We start from the raw sequence: 17,864 nt of genomic DNA, 5'->3' as shown, positions 1-17,864 counted from the left end.
ATCGCAAATCTCTTTATTACTAAAGAGTTAACTCTCGAATTAACGAGTGTTGCTTTGTGATGCTGATAATCTTTCGACTCTCAGTCTTACAGACATTACCCTGTCGGCTGATATGGCCGAGTTTGCGGCTATTGCCACTGCTGAACTCACGCGGCGTCATACCCAGCCAGGCGCTGAGCTGGCGACCATTGGCAAAGCGTTCGGGCTTGCCGACGGCAGCAGTCAGGGCGCTGGCAGTCAGCAGACCAATGCCACTGACCTCATCCAGTTTGCGCACGATGTCATCGTCAGCATGCCAGCGCTTGAGCTGCTGCTCGCATTCGGCCATGCACTGCTCATACAGGTCGATCTCGGCCAGAACGATATGCAGCAGTCGGCTCAAGGTTGCGAGTTCAGGCTGATCAACCAGCTCACTGGCTGCCCGAATAAAGGCCGTGGTTGACGCTGGCGCTTCGATACCTGCTTCTCGGAGCATGCCGCGCAGCAGGTTGATGCGCTGGGTGCGGCTCTTCTTCCAGGTTTCCCGCAGCCCGTGCAATTGCTGGAGCTGTTGCTGATCACGGCTCTTTACTGGCACGGGATGAATGTCGGTGCAGCGCGCCGCTTCCAACATAGCGTCACAATCGTTGCGGTCGGTCTTGTTGCGCCGACGATAGGGCCGCACGTAGCGAGGATGCAGCAGCTTGACCTGATGACCCAGCGATTGCGCCAACCGCCCCCAGTAATGCGCCGTGCCACAGGCCTCCATCACCCACTCGACCGGCTCGGCTTGCTCCTGTATATATCGCCGGAACGCCTCTCGGTTCAGCCGCGTGCGCTGCACCACCTGGCCGAAGCGGACACTCTCGGCAACTTGGTAAACGGACTTGGCCAGATCAACGGCAATGCGCTTCATAACGACTCTCCCGCTCAGAAAACCTCGACACCTTGGTATAGAACTGTGGTGTGGGGAGAGTCCATTACAGCATTCAAGTCGTTCGCTTCGCTCACTCGGGACCGGCTAAAGCCGGCCCCTTAACCAAACGTTCGGCATCATTATCTCGACCTATTAGGTCGCACAGGAGCTTTGATTAAATGAACGGAAAATCGAGCCCGCCATCCATATCTGAAACGGCCTTTGAATGCCCCCATTGCGGGGCATATACCACTCAGCACTGGTATCAACTTGCGGCTGTACAGATGGACGAGGACCACCGTACTCCTATTATTCCCGCGACTGATCTGAGAGAACGGATTGAAAAGGACAAAGACTTAGAGCCGGACGTACGCGCCTCCGTTATTGAATGGGCGGAAAAGATGAACAGCGGGCTTGTCTTTTTCGAAAAGAACGATAAGGGCCGGTACGTCTATCGAGATGTCCACAATCTAAATATCAGCGAGTGCTTTAATTGCAACAAAGCTGCCGTGTGGGTTCATCAGTCCCTTGTGTTCCCACTGCAGCGCGAAGGCGCATCGCCAAACGCGGACCTGCCAATTGACATAGCAAGAGACTTCGAAGAGGCGCGAAGTATCTTTAACAGTTCTCCGCGTGGTGCTGCCGCACTGCTCAGGCTCTGTGTGCAAAAGCTATGTGCGTTCCTTGGGGAGAAGGGAAAGAACATTGATGACGATATTGCTAGTTTGGTCGCCAAGGGCCTGAATCCACTCGTACAGCAGTCGCTTGATGTTGTACGAGTCGTTGGCAACGAGGCGGTACACCCCGGATCACTTGATCTCCGTGATGATCGTGACACTGCATTGCAACTCTTCAATTTGGTGAACCTGATTGCCGAACAAATGATCACGCTCCCCAAGGCAATTCAGTCCATATACGAAAAATTGCCCGAAGGAAAGCGAACGGCAATTGAGCAGCGAAACGAGCGCGCGTTAAAACAATGATGCCGAACCCATCATTCCACCGGACCTTGCGCACAAAGCCGCGCAAGGCCGGTGAATTCAGACGTTAGGCAAGTGTATGGCAACTCACAAAAGATTAAATAGTGTTTCTCACAGCATTGCCCATCATGCGGTAAGTGGATTATCTTATCTTCATCCACATTTGCGGCGAACATGTAAACTCGATAAATTGAATTCAGTAACGGTAGAACTGCTAGAAGAAAATCCTTACCCAGAATGTCTTCAATCATGCAAGCCGCTTGAGTTGGCACTATTAGCTTTAAAAGAAAAATTGTCACAAATATTAATTTCAGAAGGTTACTCTTTAAGTGAGCTAACTTCTGCGAAACTCAGGTTTGAGTTTGAACCAAGTTTCAATGATGATTATTGCAGTAATTGTTGTGCTCAACTCACAGCAACATCAGGTAAATCCTATGAAGCTTTTGTTGGTTGGCTTGGCGGTAAAATAATTCCTGAAACCTCAGTGAAACTGTAAATGCCTAACAAATCGTATATGGACTCTCCCCACAAGTAGTGAGTAATAGCTTTTCGATCCTGTCGTCAGCGCGGTTGCATTCGTATATCCGGCCTGTTGTGGGCGCTCACGCCCTGGCCATTCTGTAGTTCGCGCAGCGGGGCTTCGCTGCCCGCCTCACGACGACCAACGCATGACTCGGGGCCAAGATGATTCGCCACTTCGTTCTCGTATCGGACTTGCACCGACTACCTCTTGCCAGTTTGTACTGGCGCACACAGATTTATTTATCGCTCTGTCAACCATGCTCAGATATGACGCTCTGGCGCAGATAATTGGATGATAGCGCTCGGCCGGTTCCAAAACCAACACACTCAGCGCTCAAGGCATCAGCCTGCTGGAATGGCAAGGCGACCTGTGGATCGCCCTGCGCGACATGCCGCGCTTCGCCCCACCGCCCACACCCGGCGAGCGCTCGTTGCGCACCCTGCTCAATCGCTGGTGGCGCTGATGGCTAGCCAACACGGGATAGATTGTCGTCGTCGATTACCACTGAGGAAGTGGCAACATGGCTATCAACGGCATGCACCCCGTTCACCCTGGCGAAGTGCTGCGCGAAGAGTTCCTTGAACCGCTGGGCATGACCCCAGCCGCACTGGCTCGCGCGCTGCATGTATCGGCGCCGATCATCAATGACATCATGCGGGAGCGGCGTGGCATCACCGCCGATACGGCGATTCAGCTAGGCCGCTACTTCGACACCTCAGCTCAATTCTGGATGAACTTGCAGACTGAGTATGCCTTGGCGACCACTTGCGCCGAGTCTGGCAAAGCCATCGAGCAGGCAATCGAGCAACTGCAGATAGCAAGCTGACCAATCCGCCGCAGAAAATAAATTCGTCCAATTCGTCCCCTTTCTCGCACGCCCCCTTTTACGAAGGGAATGCGTGGGCGCGCCGAAAAAGGGCAAATTTATCGATCCCTCTGCTGCCTATCCAAGCGCGCCATTGCAGCCATCCAGAAAATTGCCACCTGCGCCGCAGGCTCACTCATGAGGGGTCAGCCCGCTCTGCGCGTTGCCTGCGCACATCGCTCGCACTCACCGAGGCCTAATGCGGGGCCACGCAGGCGATATTCCCTGGCATGCGAACTGACCGTTCGTCGCCCTACGCGCTCAAGCTCTTCAGCCAGCCGTTCCACAGCCGACTATTAATGCGAGCAGGGTAATCGCCCGGCGGTTATTCATGGGCCGATGATGCTAACAGTCAACACCAACATCGCCTCGTCATTCACGCGTCGCCAACTGGAGAGCAACGGCAGCGGTCTCGATCTTGCGCTACAGCGTTTGTCTACAGGGCAGCGCATCAACAGCGCCAAGGACGATGCGGCAGGCCTGCAAATCTCCAACAGGCTCAACTCGCAAGTGCGTGGGCTGGGTGTGGCGATGCGTAATGCCAACGACGGTATTTCGCTGCTGCAGGTCGCAGAGGGCTCGCTACAAAGCGTGACCGATGCCTTGCAGCGCGTCCGCTCGCTTGGCCTACAGGCCATGAACGGCTCTAACGGTGTAGAAGAACGTCGCGCCCTCGATCAGGAAGCGCAGCAACTGCTGCAGGAAATAAACCGAGTCAACGAAACCACGACCTTTGCCGGGCGCAAAGTCTTCGATCAAGGGCAAAACTCGGCGCTGGGCGATCTAGACCAGCGCGCCGTGCTCAACTCCTTGAAGGGATTCTGGATCAGCGAGGGCGAGCAGCGTGTATTCGATGCCTTCGGCTTGCGTGCAGATGGCGCAGAGTTGGAAATCACCTTCAGCAACGACAGCAGTAGCCAGACGCTGGCCTCGGTGTCCTACACGGGCTCCGACAGCAATGGCCGGGTACTCAATCAGGTGCTCAACGTCAATATGGCCTATTTCGATGCCAGTTCTCTGCCTAATGGCGGGAGTTTCCCACAGTACACCGACCGGGTGATCGCACATGAGATGGCGCATGCAGTCATGGGGCGCACCATGAACTTCGCCTCCGGCCTGCCCTCGTGGTTTATCGAAGGCAGCGCGGAGGCGGTACAGGGCGCCGACGAACGCCTGGCCGCCGATACCGCCAACGGCACCAATACCACGGCCATCCTTGCCGCGTTCAATGCTGACGATGTTAGTGGTTCTGCGGGTTATTCCGGCGGCTATGCAGCCGTGCGTTATATGCACGCCAGCATCAAGGCCGAGGGCGGCAAGGGCATCAAGGACATCATGGGCTATATGCAAAGCAACCCCGGCAGCACTCTTGATCAGGCGTTGAGCAACGCCAGCAATGGTGCATTCACCGGGCTTGCGGACTTCCAGAGCAAATTCAATGCTGATGCGGCCAGTTTCGTCGCCGGTCTGGATCTGAGCAATGATGACACCGGCGCCATCGGCGGCCTGGATGCCGATGGCGGCCCGACCCTGAGCGCAGAAAACGTCTTGCCGAACCAGGGCACAGGGTTGCCAGGCTCGCAGGGCTTTCGTCTGGTAGAACCGGAGTTGTTCGATAACACCGCTGTTGGCGGCAGCACCCTGACTCAGCTCCAGATCGGCAGTGAAGCCTATGAAACCATTCAGATCGGCATGGGCTCGTTCAATACCGCCAGCATGGCTCTCAACCGCCTGAGCCTGCAGGATACGCCCGGCCTGGCCGTGATGGATGTCGACGACGCCCTGGCCTACATCGACCGCCAACGAGGGTACATGGGGGCGATACAAAATCGCCTGGAATCCACCATCAGTAACCTGCAAAACATTAGCGAAAATACCGCCGCCAGCCGCTCACGCATTCTCGACACCGATTTTGCCGCCGAAACGGCAAGCCTCACCTCACACCAGATCATCCAGCAGGCCGCCCAGAGCATCCTGGCTCAAGCCAACCAGCGCCCGCAGGCCGTACTCGATCTGCTGAACTAACCCCTGCGCAATCCAACCCACGCCTCGCACCAAGAGGCGCAATTAATCCCCTGCATTAAAGAAAACGCGAAATTTTCAGGCGTTTTTTTTACAGGCATTGCCATCATTCCCTACCGAACGTAGGGTTAGCAGCATGAACACTGCACATACCCTCATCTTGATGCGACAACATCGCTGCCTACGCCTGGTCAGCCCGCGACTGCGGGGCTGAATTTCTGCGGCCAGTCGGCCACCGTCAATCGCCCTATTTCGTTTCCCAGACCAGGCGTCTGGACCAAGGATTTACACCATGACCATGCTCAAAGACCCGTCGAAGAAATACCGCCCCTTTACTCAGATCCAGATTCCAGACCGCAGCTGGCCGGACAAAATCATCGATAAGGCGCCGATCTGGCTGTCCACCGACCTGCGCGACGGCAATCAGTCGCTGATCGAGCCGATGGACGCCGAGAAGAAGATGCGCTTCTTCAAGTGCCTGGTCGCCGTGGGCCTGAAGGAAATCGAAGTGGGCTTCCCGTCGGCCTCGCAGACTGACTTCGACTTCGTCCGTGAGCTGATCGAAGGTGGCCACATCCCTGACGACGTTACCATCCAGGTACTGACCCAGGCCCGTGATGATCTTATCGAGCGCACGTTCGAGTCGCTCAAAGGCGCCAAGAAGGCCATCGTTCACTACTACAACGCCTGCGCGCCGAGCTTCCGCAAGATCGTCTTCAACCAGGACAAGGCGGGCGTCAAAGCCATCGCCGTGGCCGCCGGCAGCACCATCAAGCGTCTGGCCGATGCAGCACCAGAGACCCAGTGGGGCTTCGAGTACTCGCCGGAAGTGTTCAGCAGCACTGAAATCGACTTCGCCGTCGAGGTGTGCAACGCGGTGATTGACGTGTTCCAGCCGACCCCGGCCAACCCGCTGATTCTCAACCTGCCGGCTACCATCGAGTGCGCCACGCCGAACAACTACGCCGACCAGATCGAGTGGTTCGGCCGCCACGTCGACCGTCGCGACAGCGTGCTGATCAGCGTGCACACCCACAACGACCGTGGCACCGGCGTCGCGGCCTCGGAGCTGGCGGTGATGGCCGGCGCTGATCGCGTCGAAGGCTGCCTGTTCGGTAACGGCGAGCGTACCGGCAACGTCTGCCTGGTGACCCTGGCGCTGAACCTCTACACCCAGGGTGTTGACCCGCAGCTCGACTTCTCCGACATCGACGCCGTGCGCAAGGTGGTCGAGGACTGCAACCAGCTTCCGGTACACCCACGCCACCCCTACGTTGGCGACCTGGTACACACTGCCTTCTCTGGCTCGCACCAGGATGCCATTCGCAAGGGCTTCGCTCAGCAGCAGGCCGATGCGCTGTGGGAGGTGCCGTACCTGCCAATCGACCCGGCCGATATTGGCCGTGACTACGAGGCGGTGATCCGCGTGAACAGCCAGTCAGGCAAGGGCGGCATCACCTTCCTGCTCGAACAGGAATACGGCATCAGCCTGCCGCGCCGCATGCAGATCGAGTTCAGCCAGGTGGTGCAGCGCGAAACCGACCGCCTCGGCCTGGAAATGACTGCCGCGCAGATCTACAAGCTGCTGGAAACCGAGTACCTGCAAACCACCACTCCCTATGCACTGAAAGGCCATCGCCTGCAGGAAGAGAATGGCACCAGCGCAGTGGATATCGAAGTCATCGAAGGGGCTGAAAAACACCACTGGCGCGGCATCGGCAAAGGCCCGCTGGAAGCCTTGGCCGCTAGCCTGCCGGTTGCGGTCGAGGTGATGGACTACAGCGAACACGCCATCGGCGCCGGGGCCAATGCCAAGGCGGCAGCCTACATCGAGCTGCGCGTCAACGGTGGTCGTGCCCTGCACGGTATCGGCATCGACGAGAACCTGACCACGGCGAGCTTCCGTGCCCTCTTCAGCGCCCTCAACCGTGCGCTGAGCCAAGCTGAGTCGCAGGCAGCCTGATAGCCGTAATAGATAAAAAGAACCCCGCCAATTGGCGGGGTTCTTTGTTTTTAAGGGATGTATCGGTTCAATAGCTCACGATCGGTGAAACCCGCTGGTAACGCCCGTCGATAAATGCCTTGAGCCATGAGCGATAACGCTTGCTGGCTGTGTAGCCATAGTAGCGATAGCTCAACTCATTGCTGGCATTGCGCTCCAGAACGATGCTGCCGTCCTGTTCGATCACCCAGGTCAGTGCGTTATGCGTGCCCTGAGTACGGGTTAGCGTCTGGTTGCTATTCACCGATAGCTGATAGAGCGGCAGGTAGTCCTCAGCACCACGGCCATAGCGCACCACGTTGGAAACACGCTGGTAGTAACCGTTCTCGAAGCGAATCAACCAGGCCCGGTAGCGCTTGGTTGAGTCGAAGCGTGTGTAGGTATACGCCTGCTCGTTCGCGGCATTGCGCTCCAACACTATGTTGCCATCTTCCTCGAACACCCAGGTCAAAGGCTCACTGAGATTGCCACTGCGGGTGACCTGGCGATTATCGTCGATGCTCAACTGGTAGAGATCGGTCAGGCCGGGCGAAAAATATTCGGAATCGGAAACCTGCACCGCTTCACCGCCAACAAGCTGCTCAAGCCAAACCTTGTACTGGTGACCTTGACGGAAGGGGTAGCGCAGTTCAGCAGCCCCGCCAGTGGGTTGGTGCAACACGTCCACGCCATCCTCGCGTATCACCCAACTCAAAGGCTTGTCGCTCGGGCCATCGTGCCTAAGCTGAAAGTCCGGCTCGACTTCTACATCGATATAACGAGAGGGAAAGCCTTCACGAAAGCTCAAGGCAACGGAAATCGCCTCGTTCTTGCCATTGATCTGGGTTTGCGCCCAAACCTGATAGCGCTCAGCGTAAATGAAGGCAAACTGCAGCGGCACACCTGCCTGGGCAGGTTGGCGTATCTCCTCGGCGCCCTCGCGGGCGATCACCCAATTGCCCTGGAAATCGGTCGACGAACGGATACTGCTCTGCACAGGATCACGGCTCAGCAGAACGCGATCCGTCACACCTGGCTGGTAGGCCACAGTGTTGGAGACGATCTTGTTGCCACCATCGATGTTGCTTTCCAACCAAACTCGGTAGTGGCTACCTGGCGTATTGTTCCAATATCGGTCACGCAGTTTGCTGGCAGCGTTGCTCGCAAGCACGCGAGTACCGTCTCGTTCGACTACCAAGGTCAGCTTGTCGCCCAGATCACCCGTGCGAGAAACCCAGAAATCAGGCTCCAGGGTCAGGCTATAAGGGAAGGCTGATGGTAGCGAGCCGTCCGGCAGTTTGACCTGATAATCCTCGGTTTCACCGTAACTGAAATTGCCGCAAGGCTGTGCAGCAGAGCCCCAGCGCATCTGTACCCGCATGCGCGTTGTGCCCGTAGCAGAAGCAGGCACGGAAATAGGTGAAGAAACAGTGCTACTGCCCTGCCCGCTCAGCACCTGCTCACTCGCTTCGAAACTACCGTTCTGATTGAAGTCGATCCAGGCGCCCCAGTTCTCGATGTACTGAGAGCCACTAAAACCTGGACGTAGCTCAAGACGATCCCCCTGCCCCGCTAGTTGAAAGAGTGGCTTAGCGGTGCCATCCAGGTAACCGCCATCGCTACCAGACGCCTGGATTACGCCATTGATGCTGACCCCAGCGATCCATTCGCTGCTACTGCTGCCCCGACTGTCGCAATAAGTGGCGGCCATCGCTTTCCCCATCATCAGGCAAGCGAGCAGCGCCATAAGTGTTTTATACATTGAGTTCGCTCCATGCGTTGGTTAGGCAGAGAGCGGCGGACACAACCTGTGTGCCTACTGCCTCGACGCGTCCCTGCGCCCTTCATGCTAGAGACAAAATCGGCGACCGTCAGAAATTATTCAACGCCTGCAAAAAACCTACACAGAGCTCCTATATCAGTCGTTACAGCGCTGATCGGCAGATGAGATGGCACAGAAAAAACGCTCAGAACCGCCAAGCCTTCGACATAGCAACGCCTGCAAAATCGCCAGCGATGAAGGAGCAACGCACGTAATTTTGCGCGGTATTCACGGTTATTTAACATCACAACGCCACCAATGACGCCATTGAATCAAACACTTATGGGCAGTGATGCGACAGGATCAAGCAATCAACTCGTCACGCTTATGCACTAGTCTGCTCCCTTGTTTGTTCGCCCCGTAAAGGAGAGCCTCATGAGTAGCACCCTCGCCTACGCCGCCCAGAATGCACAATCGCCATTGGCGCCACACGTCATCGAGCGACGCGCCGTTGGCCCGAACGATGTGGCTATCGACATTCTCTACTGCGGCGTGTGTCACTCGGATCTGCACACCGCACGCAACGAGTGGAAGAACACCCTGTACCCGTCGGTGCCCGGCCATGAGATCGTCGGACGAGTCAGCGCCGTCGGCAGCAACGTAAAGCAATTCAAGGTCGGCGATATTGCAGGCGTCGGCTGTATGGTCGACAGTTGCCAGCACTGCGCCTCGTGCGGCGAAAGCCTGGAGCAGTATTGCGAGAACGGTTTCACCGGCACCTATAACGGCCCGGTGTTTGGTGGCGAAAACACCTTCGGCGGCTACTCGCAGCATATTGTGGTCGATCAGCGTTTCGTTCTGCAGATCCGTCATAGCGCAGACCAACTGGCCGCTGTCGCCCCCTTGCTGTGCGCCGGCATTACCACCTACTCGCCGCTGCGCCAGTGGAAGGTCGGCCCAGGGCAGAAGGTCGGCATCGTCGGACTCGGCGGCCTTGGCCATATGGGCGTGAAGATCGCCGCCGCTATGGGTGCTCACGTGGTGCTGTTCACCACCTCGCCGAACAAGCGCGAAGACGCTCTGCGCCTCGGTGCCAGCGAAGTGGTGGTGTCGAAGAACGCCGAGGAGATGGCCGCGCATGCCATAAGCTTCGACTTCATTCTCAACACCGTGGCAGCGCCGCACGACCTCAACCCCTTCCTCAATCTGCTCAAGCGTGACGCCACCCTGTGCCTGGTCGGCGCACCAGACTCACCACACCCGGCAACGGATGTGTTCGGTTTGATCTTCAAGCGCCGCCGCATTGCCGGTTCGCTGATCGGCGGTATCGCCGAGACTCAGGAGATGCTCGATTTCTGCGCCCAGCACAACATCGTTTCGGATATCGAGATGATCGCCATGCAGGACATCAACCAAGCCTACGAGCGCATGCTGAAAAGCGACGTCAAATATCGCTTCGTCATCGATATGGCCAGCCTGCAGGCCTGACCGCTGCTTTAAAAATGCCAGCGCCGGACATCATGTCCGGCGCTGTGCGTTTCAAAAACCGAGAATCATCAGCATGGCGAACAGCAGCGCAACCGCCCCGATTAAAAAGAGAATGGCGACACCTGCCGCGCGCCAATTGGAAAGAAAGGCGCCCCCTGCCAGGTCATGGCGCAGGATTTCAGCCCCGCTCAGGTGCTTGGCCAGCATGACCATAGCGACCAGTTGGGCGATGGCAAATGGCATCGCGGGCACCTCTTCGGGCAACACGAAGCCCGACGCGATGGTCAGGACAAAAAGTGCCACGGCGACACCCCAGACCATCGCCACCTGATGCGCTTTGCCCAATAGCTGCAGGTTATGCGCAAGCATCCAGGCGCCCGCCAGCGGTGTCCCCAGGAAGGTGCCAACTCCAATGGCGGCAATGCGATAGAGCGGTTGCTGGCTGACACCTGCGTCAGCCTGTTGCAGTTCTGCCTGCGGGGTCTGGAAAGGGTTGTCTTGCTGTACGTCCATGTGGTGAAACTCCTGATCGTTCAGTTCATGGTGAAGGTATCCGCATCCAGGTGAGCCGGGAAGCGCTCGCGGTAAGCGCGCAGTGGTTCGCACGCTAGACGCTGGCGGAACACGCCATCGCCCGACTCCGCCAGCAGCAACGGCTCACCCTGGAAGTCCAGAACCTGAGAGTCGCCAGTGTAAACATGCCCCTTGCCATCTTCGCCGACACGGTTCACAGCGACGACATAGCACAGGTTCTCGATCGCTCGCGCGGGCAACAGACGATTCCAGTGCTGACGGCGCGCACCGGGCCAGTTGGCGGTATACAGCAGCAGATCGGTGCTCTCGGCATCGCGGCTCCAGACTGGGAAGCGCAGGTCGTAACAGATCAGCGGGCGCACGCGCCAGCCCTTTAGCTCCAGCACCACCTGCTCGTCACCGGCGCTGTAGTGCTTGTGCTCACCGGCCATGCGAAACAGATGGCGCTTGTCGTAATGCGCCAACGAACCGTCCGGGCGCGCCCAGAGCAGACGATTACGGTAACTGCCGTCTGCTGCCTGGATGATCAGGCTGCCGCAGATCACCGCGTCGATACGCTGCGCCTGCTCGCACAGCCAACCTGTGGTCGGGCCATCCTCGGGCTCGGCCAGTGCCGCCGACTCCATGGAAAAGCCGGTGCTGAACATCTCCGGCAGAATCACCAAATCGGCACCACGCGCCTGCTCCAGCAAGCCGTCGAAATGCTCACGGTTGGCCGCGGGGTCATGCCAGGCCAGGGTGGTCTGGATCAGCGCCAGTTGCAGATCGGGTTTGTTGCTCATTTGTGGGCCTCGCTCACCGTAGGGCGGGTGAAACCCGCCAACACCTCACAGACGGGTTACACCCGCCCTACTCTCACACCGCGCACAGCTTCTCGGCCGCCTGGCGTAGGGTGTCCTCACGCTTGGCAAAACAGAAACGCACCAGGCGCATACCCGCAGGTGCCGACTGGTAGAACACCGACACCGGGATCACCGCCACGCCGTGCTCACGGGTCAGCCACTCGGCCATGGCCACGTCGTCCAGATCCGGGCGAATCGCCGAGTAGTCAGCCAACTGGAAGTAGGTGCCCGGCGCGCGGGTGAAGGAAAAACGCGAGTCGGCCAGCAGGTCACAGAACAGGTCACGCTTGGCCTGATAGAAGGCAGGCAACTCCTCGACATGCTCCGGGTGCGCCGCCATGAAATCAGCCAGGGCGAATTGCAGCGGCGTCACGCCACAGAAGTTGACGTACTGGTGGATCTTGCGCAGCTCGGCGGTCAATGTCGGCGGCGCCACCACGTAGCCGGTCTTCCAGCCGGTGACGTGGTAGGTCTTGCCGAAGGAGCTGACCACAAAGGCGCGCTGATACAGCTCCTCGTGAGCCAGCACGCTGGCATGTTGTACGCCGTCGTAGATCAGGTGTTCGTAGACCTCGTCACTGATCACATGGATATCGTGCCCGCGAATCAGCTCGGCCAGCTTGTCCAGATCGGCGCGGCTCAGCAGTGCGCCGCTGGGATTGTGCGGCGAGTTGAGGAAGATCAGCCGGGTACGCGGGCCGATGGCATCGGCCAGGCGCTGCCAGTCCACGGCGAAATCTGGCAGTGCCAGCGGTACGTGCACGCAACGCCCGCCCGCCAGCTCCACCGATGGCTCGTAGCTGTCGTAGCAAGGATCCAGGACGATGGCCTCGTCGCCTGGATGAATCAGCGCCTGCACCGCACAGAAGATCGCCTCGGTGGCGCCGGGGGTGATGGTGATTTCACGGTCGGCATCGCGCTGCACGCCATAGCTGCGGGCGATCTTCGCCGCCACCTGCTGGCGCAGACCGGGCAAGCCGGTCATCGGCGAATACTGGTTGCGCCCTTCCATCACGTGGCGCGCAACCGCCTCGCGTAGCGCCTGCGGCCCATCGAAATCAGGGAAGCCCTGAGACAGATTGATCGCCCCAACCTCGGCAGCGAGCTGGGACATGCGGGTGAAGATGGTGGTGCCGACGTTGGGCAGCTTACTGGTGAGCATGGCGCGCTCCTGATCGCGGGTATGCAGAGAGCTGCAAGCTACAAGCTTCAAGCCGCAAGAAAAAGCCGGCCTGCACGCCTGGCACCTCTGCTTGCAGCTTGTGGCTTGCCGCTTAAAGCTACTTTTTCTTGTCCCTGCGCTTCTTCTCGGCCTTCTTGTGATGGCTCATCAGACGGCGCTTCTTGTTCACCTGGCGGTCGGTAAGGGTGTTCTTCTTGCCCTCGAAGGGGTTCTCACCGCCCTTGTACTCAATGCGGATCGGCGTACCGACCAGCTTGAGCACGCGGCGATAAGTGTTCTCCAGGTAACGGGTGTAAGCGCGCGGTACGGCGTCGACCTGGTTACCGTGAATCACGATCAACGGTGGGTTGGCGCCACCGAGGTGAGCGTAGCGCAGCTTGATGCGGCGACCGTTGACCAGAGGCGGTGCGTGGTCGCTGATGGCATCTTCGAGAATCTGCGTCAGGCGGCTGGTCGGCCAGCGGGTGATGGCCGATTTGAACGAGGCCTGCACCGACTTGTACAGGTGCCCGACACCGGTGCCATGCAAAGCGGAAATGAAGTGGATATCAGCGAAATCGACGAAGAACAGCCTACGCTCCAGCTCGGTCTTCACGTAGTCCTTCTGGCCCTGATCCATGCCGTCCCACTTGTTCAGGGCGATGACCAACGCGCGGCCACTTTCCAGCACGAAGCCGAGCAGGTTGAGGTCGTGATCGACCACCCCTTCACGCGCGTCCATGACGAATACCACGACGTTGGAGTCCTGAATGGCCTGCAGCGTCTTGACCACGGAAAACTTCTCAACGGCCTCGAAGATCTTGCCGCGGCGACGCACGCCGGCGGTGTCGATCAGGGTGTACTTCTCGTCGTCACGCTCGAAGGGGATGTAGATACTGTCGCGGGTGGTGCCGGCCTGGTCATAGACGATGACCCGCTCTTCACCGAGCATGCGGTTTACCAGCGTGGACTTGCCCACGTTCGGCCGGCCGATGATGGCCAGCTTGATGCCGTCCTTCTCGCTCGGGCCGGGGATGCGCGCGGCTTCCTGGCCTTCGAGCACTTCTTCCTCTTCGGCGCCCTCTTCCGGCTCGCCGGCATCCTTGGGGAAGCTACCGAGCACCACTTCGAGCATCTGGGTGATGCCACGGCCATGGGCACCGGCAATCGCCAGCGGCTCGCCAAGGCCCATTGGGCTAAATTCGGCGCGAGCCAGGTCGACGTCGAGGTTGTCGACCTTGTTCACCACCAAAAAGCTCTGCTTGTTACGGCGGCGCAGATGCTCACCGATCATCTGGTCGGAAGCGGTCATGCCGGCACGCGCGTCCACCAGAAACAGCACAGCATCGGCTTCTTCGATGGCCTGCAGCGACTGCTCGGCCATCTTCGCATCGATGCCTTCCTCGTCACCGGAGATACCGCCGGTGTCGATCACGATATAGGTGCGCCCCTGCCACTTGGCCTCGCCGTACTGGCGGTCGCGGGTCAGGCCGGAGAGATCGCCGACAATAGCGTCGCGACTGCGGGTCAGGCGGTTGAAGAGTGTGGATTTGCCGACGTTCGGCCGGCCCACAAGGGCAATTACGGGAACCATCAGGCTCTCCACTCGGTTGATTCAGAAAATGCAAAGGCCGCTGCAGGGGCAGCGGCCAGGATGGTGCGTGCTACCGAAGGGTATCCGGCAGCATAGCGTGTCATTTGATCTTGAGGGCCACCAGCTTGCCGCTGTTGCCGTAGACGTACAGCCAGTCACCAACCACCAGCGGTTGGGCGCGCAGGCCGTCACTGTCGATACGGGTACGACCGACAAAACGGCCATCGACCTGGCTCAGCAGATGCAAGTAACCTTCGAAGTCACCCACCGCAACGTAACTGGAGAACACCGCCGGAGCCGACAATTGACGACGCGCCAGCGATTCATTACTCCACAGCGCCGAAGAGCTGCGTTCGTCGATGGCCTCGACAGTACCGCTGGCCATGCTGACATAGACGTTACCGAAGCCCTGGGCAACGCCCACGGAGCTGGAAGCTTCACGCTGCCAAAGGATGCGACCGGATTCCAGATCCATCGCCGCCACACGACCCTGATAGCTCACCGCATAAACGGTGCCGCCAGACAGCAGCAGACCGCCATCGATATCGACCACCCGCTCCAACTCCGAACGCCCCTGTGGCACAGCTACACGCTGCTCCCACACAGGCAGGCCGCGCTGAGCATCGACCGCGATCACCTTTCCGCTGGACAGACCCGCGACCACCAGACGGTTGGTCACCAGCGGCCCGCCGGTGCCACGCAGGGTCAGTACAGCGGGCGTATTTTCAACGATCCAGCGCTGGTTACCGGTGCTGGCATCGAACGCAATCAGGCGGTCGTCCTGAGTTTGCACCACGACGATGTCACCGTTGCTAGCCGGCGCAGCCAGCACTTCACTGGTCACGTGCGAGCGCCACTGCTCTTCACCGTTGCTGGAATCAAGAGCAATCACCTCACCCTTGAGCGTACCCAGCAAGACCTGGCCGTAAGCAGCACCTACGGCGCCGGATACCGGAATGTCGAGTTTCTTGCGCCACAGCACGTCGCCACTAGTGCGATCCATGGCCATCACCAAACCTTCAACGTCGGCAGCGTAAATCACCTCGCCGTCGATGGCGGGCACCAGCATGTTGAAGGTTTCGCCCTGGCCATCGCCAACCGAACGGCTCCATTCGCTACGCAGCTCGACTTCTTCATCGAACTTGGTCAACTCGGCTGGTGGCAGTTCCTTCTTGCTATTGCTGCTGCAACCTACGACCAAAACGGCCAGGGCCAGCAGTGCGGCATTCTTCCAACGCATCACGTCAGGCATCCCCTTTGGCCAGGTCGTCCAGTTTCATCTGCAAACCGCCAACGGCGGCATCTTCGGCCAGAGCGTCCTTGGCCTTCTGGTAAGCAGCATGAGCGTCATCGCTACGCCCCAGTTGCACCAGCAGATCACCTTTGAGCTCTTCGCGGCTGGCCACGAACGCGTCATCGACCTTGGCATCGAGCAGCTTCAAGGCGGCATCGGCCTTGTCTTGCGCAGCCAGTACACGGGCCAGGCGCTGACGGGCCAGCTCACCCAGAGTGGCATCGGCTGGCTTATCGACCACGGCCTGCAGCTCGACTGCGGCGTCGTCCAGCTTGCCCGCCTCGACCGCGACCTTGGCCACGAACAGACGACCATATTGGGCGTAATGCGTGCCACCAAACTGGCTCTGCAGTTTCTCGCTCAGCTCGGCGACTTTGGCCGCATCGGGCTTGCCAGACGGATCCAGCGCAGTCTCCAGCAACTGTTGGTACAGCGTGGATGCACCTTGAGCCTGATTGCTCTGGTACTTGTGCCAGCCCTGCCAGCCGAGCACAGCAACCAGCGCCAACACGCCACCGGCGAGCAGAGGCTTGCCGTTGCGATCCCACCAGTCCTTTATTTGCGCGATCTGTTCGTCTTCGGTCTGCATGTCTAACCCCGTACTCCTAATCGAGAGCCTGCTCAGGCGTGCTGAAGGCAGGCAGCCAGATGCTCAGCCAGAGCATCCCAGGCAACGCTTTGTTGTTCACTGTCGTCGCGCAGCGGTTTGCAACCTACCACGCGGCTTGCCAATTCGTCGTCCCCCAGAATCAGCGCATAGCGTGCACCGCTCTTGTCGGCTTTCTTGAACTGGCTCTTGAAACTGCCACCGCCGGAGTTGAGCAACAGACGCAGCCCCGGCACCTCGTCACGCAGGCGCTCGGCCAGCGTCAATGCGGCCAGTTCTGCAGCCTCACCAAAGGCGCAGATGTACACATCGGCCGCTTGGTTGAGATCCGACGGCAGCAACTCGAGAGTTTCCAGCAGCAGCACCAGGCGCTCGACACCCATGGCGAAACCAACCCCCGGTGTCGCCTTACCGCCCAGCATGGAAACCAGGCCATCGTAACGACCACCGGCGCACACCGTACCCTGGGCACCGAGTTTGTCGGTGACCCACTCGAACACGGTGCGGTTGTAATAATCCAGGCCGCGCACCAGCTTGTGGTTGATCTGGTAAGCGATACCAGCAGCATCCAGACGCGCCTTGACGCCCTCGAAGTGCTGACGCGACTCCTCGTCGAGGTAATCGCCCAGGGTCGGTGCACCAACCAGCACGGCCTGAGTCGCCTCGTTCTTGCTGTCGAGGATACGCAGGGGGTTGGTGGTCATGCGGCGCTGGCTGTCTTCGTCGAGCTGATCGAAACGCTCCTGCAGATAAGCCACCAAGGCGTCGCGATAGGCTGCGCGCGCCTCGCTGGAACCCAAGCTGTTGAGTTGCAGGGTCACGGCGTCGGCCAGGCCGATTTTTTTCCACAGCCGCCAGGTGAGCACGATCAGCTCGGCATCGACGTCCGGGCCGGGCAAGTTGAAGGCTTCCACGCCAACCTGGTGGAACTGGCGGTAGCGACCCTTCTGCGGTTTCTCGTAGCGGAACATCGGGCCTGCGTACCACAGCTTCTGCACCTGACCACCACCGGCCAGACCATGCTCAAGCACAGCACGCACACAACCAGCGGTGCCTTCCGGGCGCAGAGTCAGAGACTCCTCGTTGCGGTCGCGGAAGGTGTACATCTCCTTGTCGACCACATCGGTGCCTTCGCCGATACCACGGGCGAACAGTTCGGTGTACTCGACGATGGGCAGGCGGATTTCCTTGTAGCCGTAGCCGTCGAGCAGGTTGACCAGGGTACTTTCCAGATAGCGCCAGGCAGGCGTCTGCTCCGGCAGAATGTCATTCATGCCACGAATGGCTTGTAGGGACTTGCTCACTAAGAATCCTT

General features: G+C 59.1%; 14 protein-coding genes and 1 pseudogene. 6 read left to right on the top strand and 9 right to left on the bottom strand.

Annotated features, from left to right (window positions below):
* Nucleotides 1-91 precede the first annotated feature (91 nt).
* Nucleotides 92-895, bottom strand: a pseudogene (locus AERO9A_RS06420) (IS110 family transposase); the annotation flags it as partial.
* 179 nt (nucleotides 896-1,074) lie between these two features.
* Here AERO9A_RS06420 and AERO9A_RS06415 point away from each other — a divergent pair.
* The 5 genes from AERO9A_RS06415 (at nucleotide 1,075) to leuA (ending at nucleotide 7,248) form a co-directional block, all read left to right on the top strand.
* Nucleotides 1,075-1,878, top strand: coding sequence for a DUF4145 domain-containing protein (locus AERO9A_RS06415; protein ID WP_159971092.1), 804 nt, complete (start codon nucleotides 1,075-1,077; stop codon nucleotides 1,876-1,878).
* Between the two features lie 76 nt (nucleotides 1,879-1,954).
* Nucleotides 1,955-2,371 (top strand): hypothetical protein, encoded by a 417-nt coding sequence (locus AERO9A_RS06410; RefSeq protein ID WP_159971091.1) that lies wholly within the window; start codon nucleotides 1,955-1,957, stop codon nucleotides 2,369-2,371.
* Nucleotides 2,372-2,918: 547 nt separating this feature from the next.
* A complete protein-coding gene (locus AERO9A_RS06405; protein ID WP_159971090.1) occupies nucleotides 2,919-3,224 on the top strand; it encodes a HigA family addiction module antitoxin in 306 nt (101 codons plus the stop codon).
* Nucleotides 3,225-3,602: 378 nt separating this feature from the next.
* Nucleotides 3,603-5,288: a flagellinolysin gene (locus AERO9A_RS06400; RefSeq protein ID WP_256665874.1), complete on the top strand. Its 1,686-nt coding sequence runs from the start codon at nucleotides 3,603-3,605 to the stop codon at nucleotides 5,286-5,288.
* A gap of 289 nt (nucleotides 5,289-5,577) precedes the next feature.
* On the top strand, nucleotides 5,578-7,248 hold the full coding sequence (gene leuA, locus AERO9A_RS06395) for a 2-isopropylmalate synthase (protein WP_159971088.1): 1,671 nt from the start codon (nucleotides 5,578-5,580) through the stop codon (nucleotides 7,246-7,248).
* Nucleotides 7,249-7,315: 67 nt separating this feature from the next.
* On the opposite strand, the gene AERO9A_RS06390 is transcribed toward leuA, so the two are convergent.
* Nucleotides 7,316-9,028: a GEVED domain-containing protein gene (locus tag AERO9A_RS06390; RefSeq protein ID WP_159971087.1), complete on the bottom strand. Its 1,713-nt coding sequence runs from the start codon at nucleotides 9,026-9,028 to the stop codon at nucleotides 7,316-7,318.
* A 435-nt stretch (nucleotides 9,029-9,463) separates the two neighbouring features.
* Between AERO9A_RS06390 and AERO9A_RS06385 the strand changes: the two genes are divergently transcribed.
* Nucleotides 9,464-10,516 (top strand): NAD(P)-dependent alcohol dehydrogenase, encoded by a 1,053-nt coding sequence (locus tag AERO9A_RS06385; protein ID WP_159971086.1) that lies wholly within the window; start codon nucleotides 9,464-9,466, stop codon nucleotides 10,514-10,516.
* Between the two features lie 51 nt (nucleotides 10,517-10,567).
* Here the strand turns inward: AERO9A_RS06385 and AERO9A_RS06380 are convergent, their stop codons facing one another.
* From AERO9A_RS06380 to hisS, 7 genes are all read right to left on the bottom strand, one after another.
* On the bottom strand, nucleotides 10,568-11,029 hold the full coding sequence (locus AERO9A_RS06380) for a hypothetical protein (protein ID WP_159971085.1): 462 nt from the start codon (nucleotides 11,027-11,029) through the stop codon (nucleotides 10,568-10,570).
* Between the two features lie 20 nt (nucleotides 11,030-11,049).
* Nucleotides 11,050-11,832, bottom strand: a complete 783-nt coding sequence (locus AERO9A_RS06375) for an amidohydrolase (protein ID WP_159971084.1) — start codon at nucleotides 11,830-11,832, stop codon at nucleotides 11,050-11,052.
* 73 nt (nucleotides 11,833-11,905) lie between these two features.
* Nucleotides 11,906-13,054, bottom strand: a complete 1,149-nt coding sequence (locus AERO9A_RS06370) for a pyridoxal phosphate-dependent aminotransferase (RefSeq protein WP_159971083.1) — start codon at nucleotides 13,052-13,054, stop codon at nucleotides 11,906-11,908.
* 118 nt (nucleotides 13,055-13,172) lie between these two features.
* A complete protein-coding gene (der, locus tag AERO9A_RS06365) occupies nucleotides 13,173-14,648 on the bottom strand; it encodes a ribosome biogenesis GTPase Der (protein ID WP_159971082.1) in 1,476 nt (491 codons plus the stop codon).
* Between the two features lie 100 nt (nucleotides 14,649-14,748).
* Complete coding sequence (bamB, locus tag AERO9A_RS06360; protein ID WP_159971081.1) at nucleotides 14,749-15,900, bottom strand: outer membrane protein assembly factor BamB; 1,152 nt, start codon at nucleotides 15,898-15,900, stop codon at nucleotides 14,749-14,751.
* Nucleotides 15,893-16,531, bottom strand: coding sequence for a tetratricopeptide repeat protein (locus tag AERO9A_RS06355; protein WP_159971080.1), 639 nt, complete (start codon nucleotides 16,529-16,531; stop codon nucleotides 15,893-15,895). The genes bamB and AERO9A_RS06355 overlap by 8 nt, the downstream gene beginning before the upstream one ends.
* A gap of 32 nt (nucleotides 16,532-16,563) precedes the next feature.
* Nucleotides 16,564-17,853: a histidine--tRNA ligase gene (gene hisS / locus AERO9A_RS06350; protein WP_159971079.1), complete on the bottom strand. Its 1,290-nt coding sequence runs from the start codon at nucleotides 17,851-17,853 to the stop codon at nucleotides 16,564-16,566.
* Nucleotides 17,854-17,864: the final 11 nt, after the last annotated feature.

The organism is Pseudomonas sp. 8Z, from assembly GCF_902506535.1.
Lineage (GTDB): Bacteria > Pseudomonadota > Gammaproteobacteria > Pseudomonadales > Pseudomonadaceae > Aquipseudomonas.
Note: the sequence above shows the minus strand (reverse complement) of the source record. Positions and strands in the feature narration are given on the sequence as shown.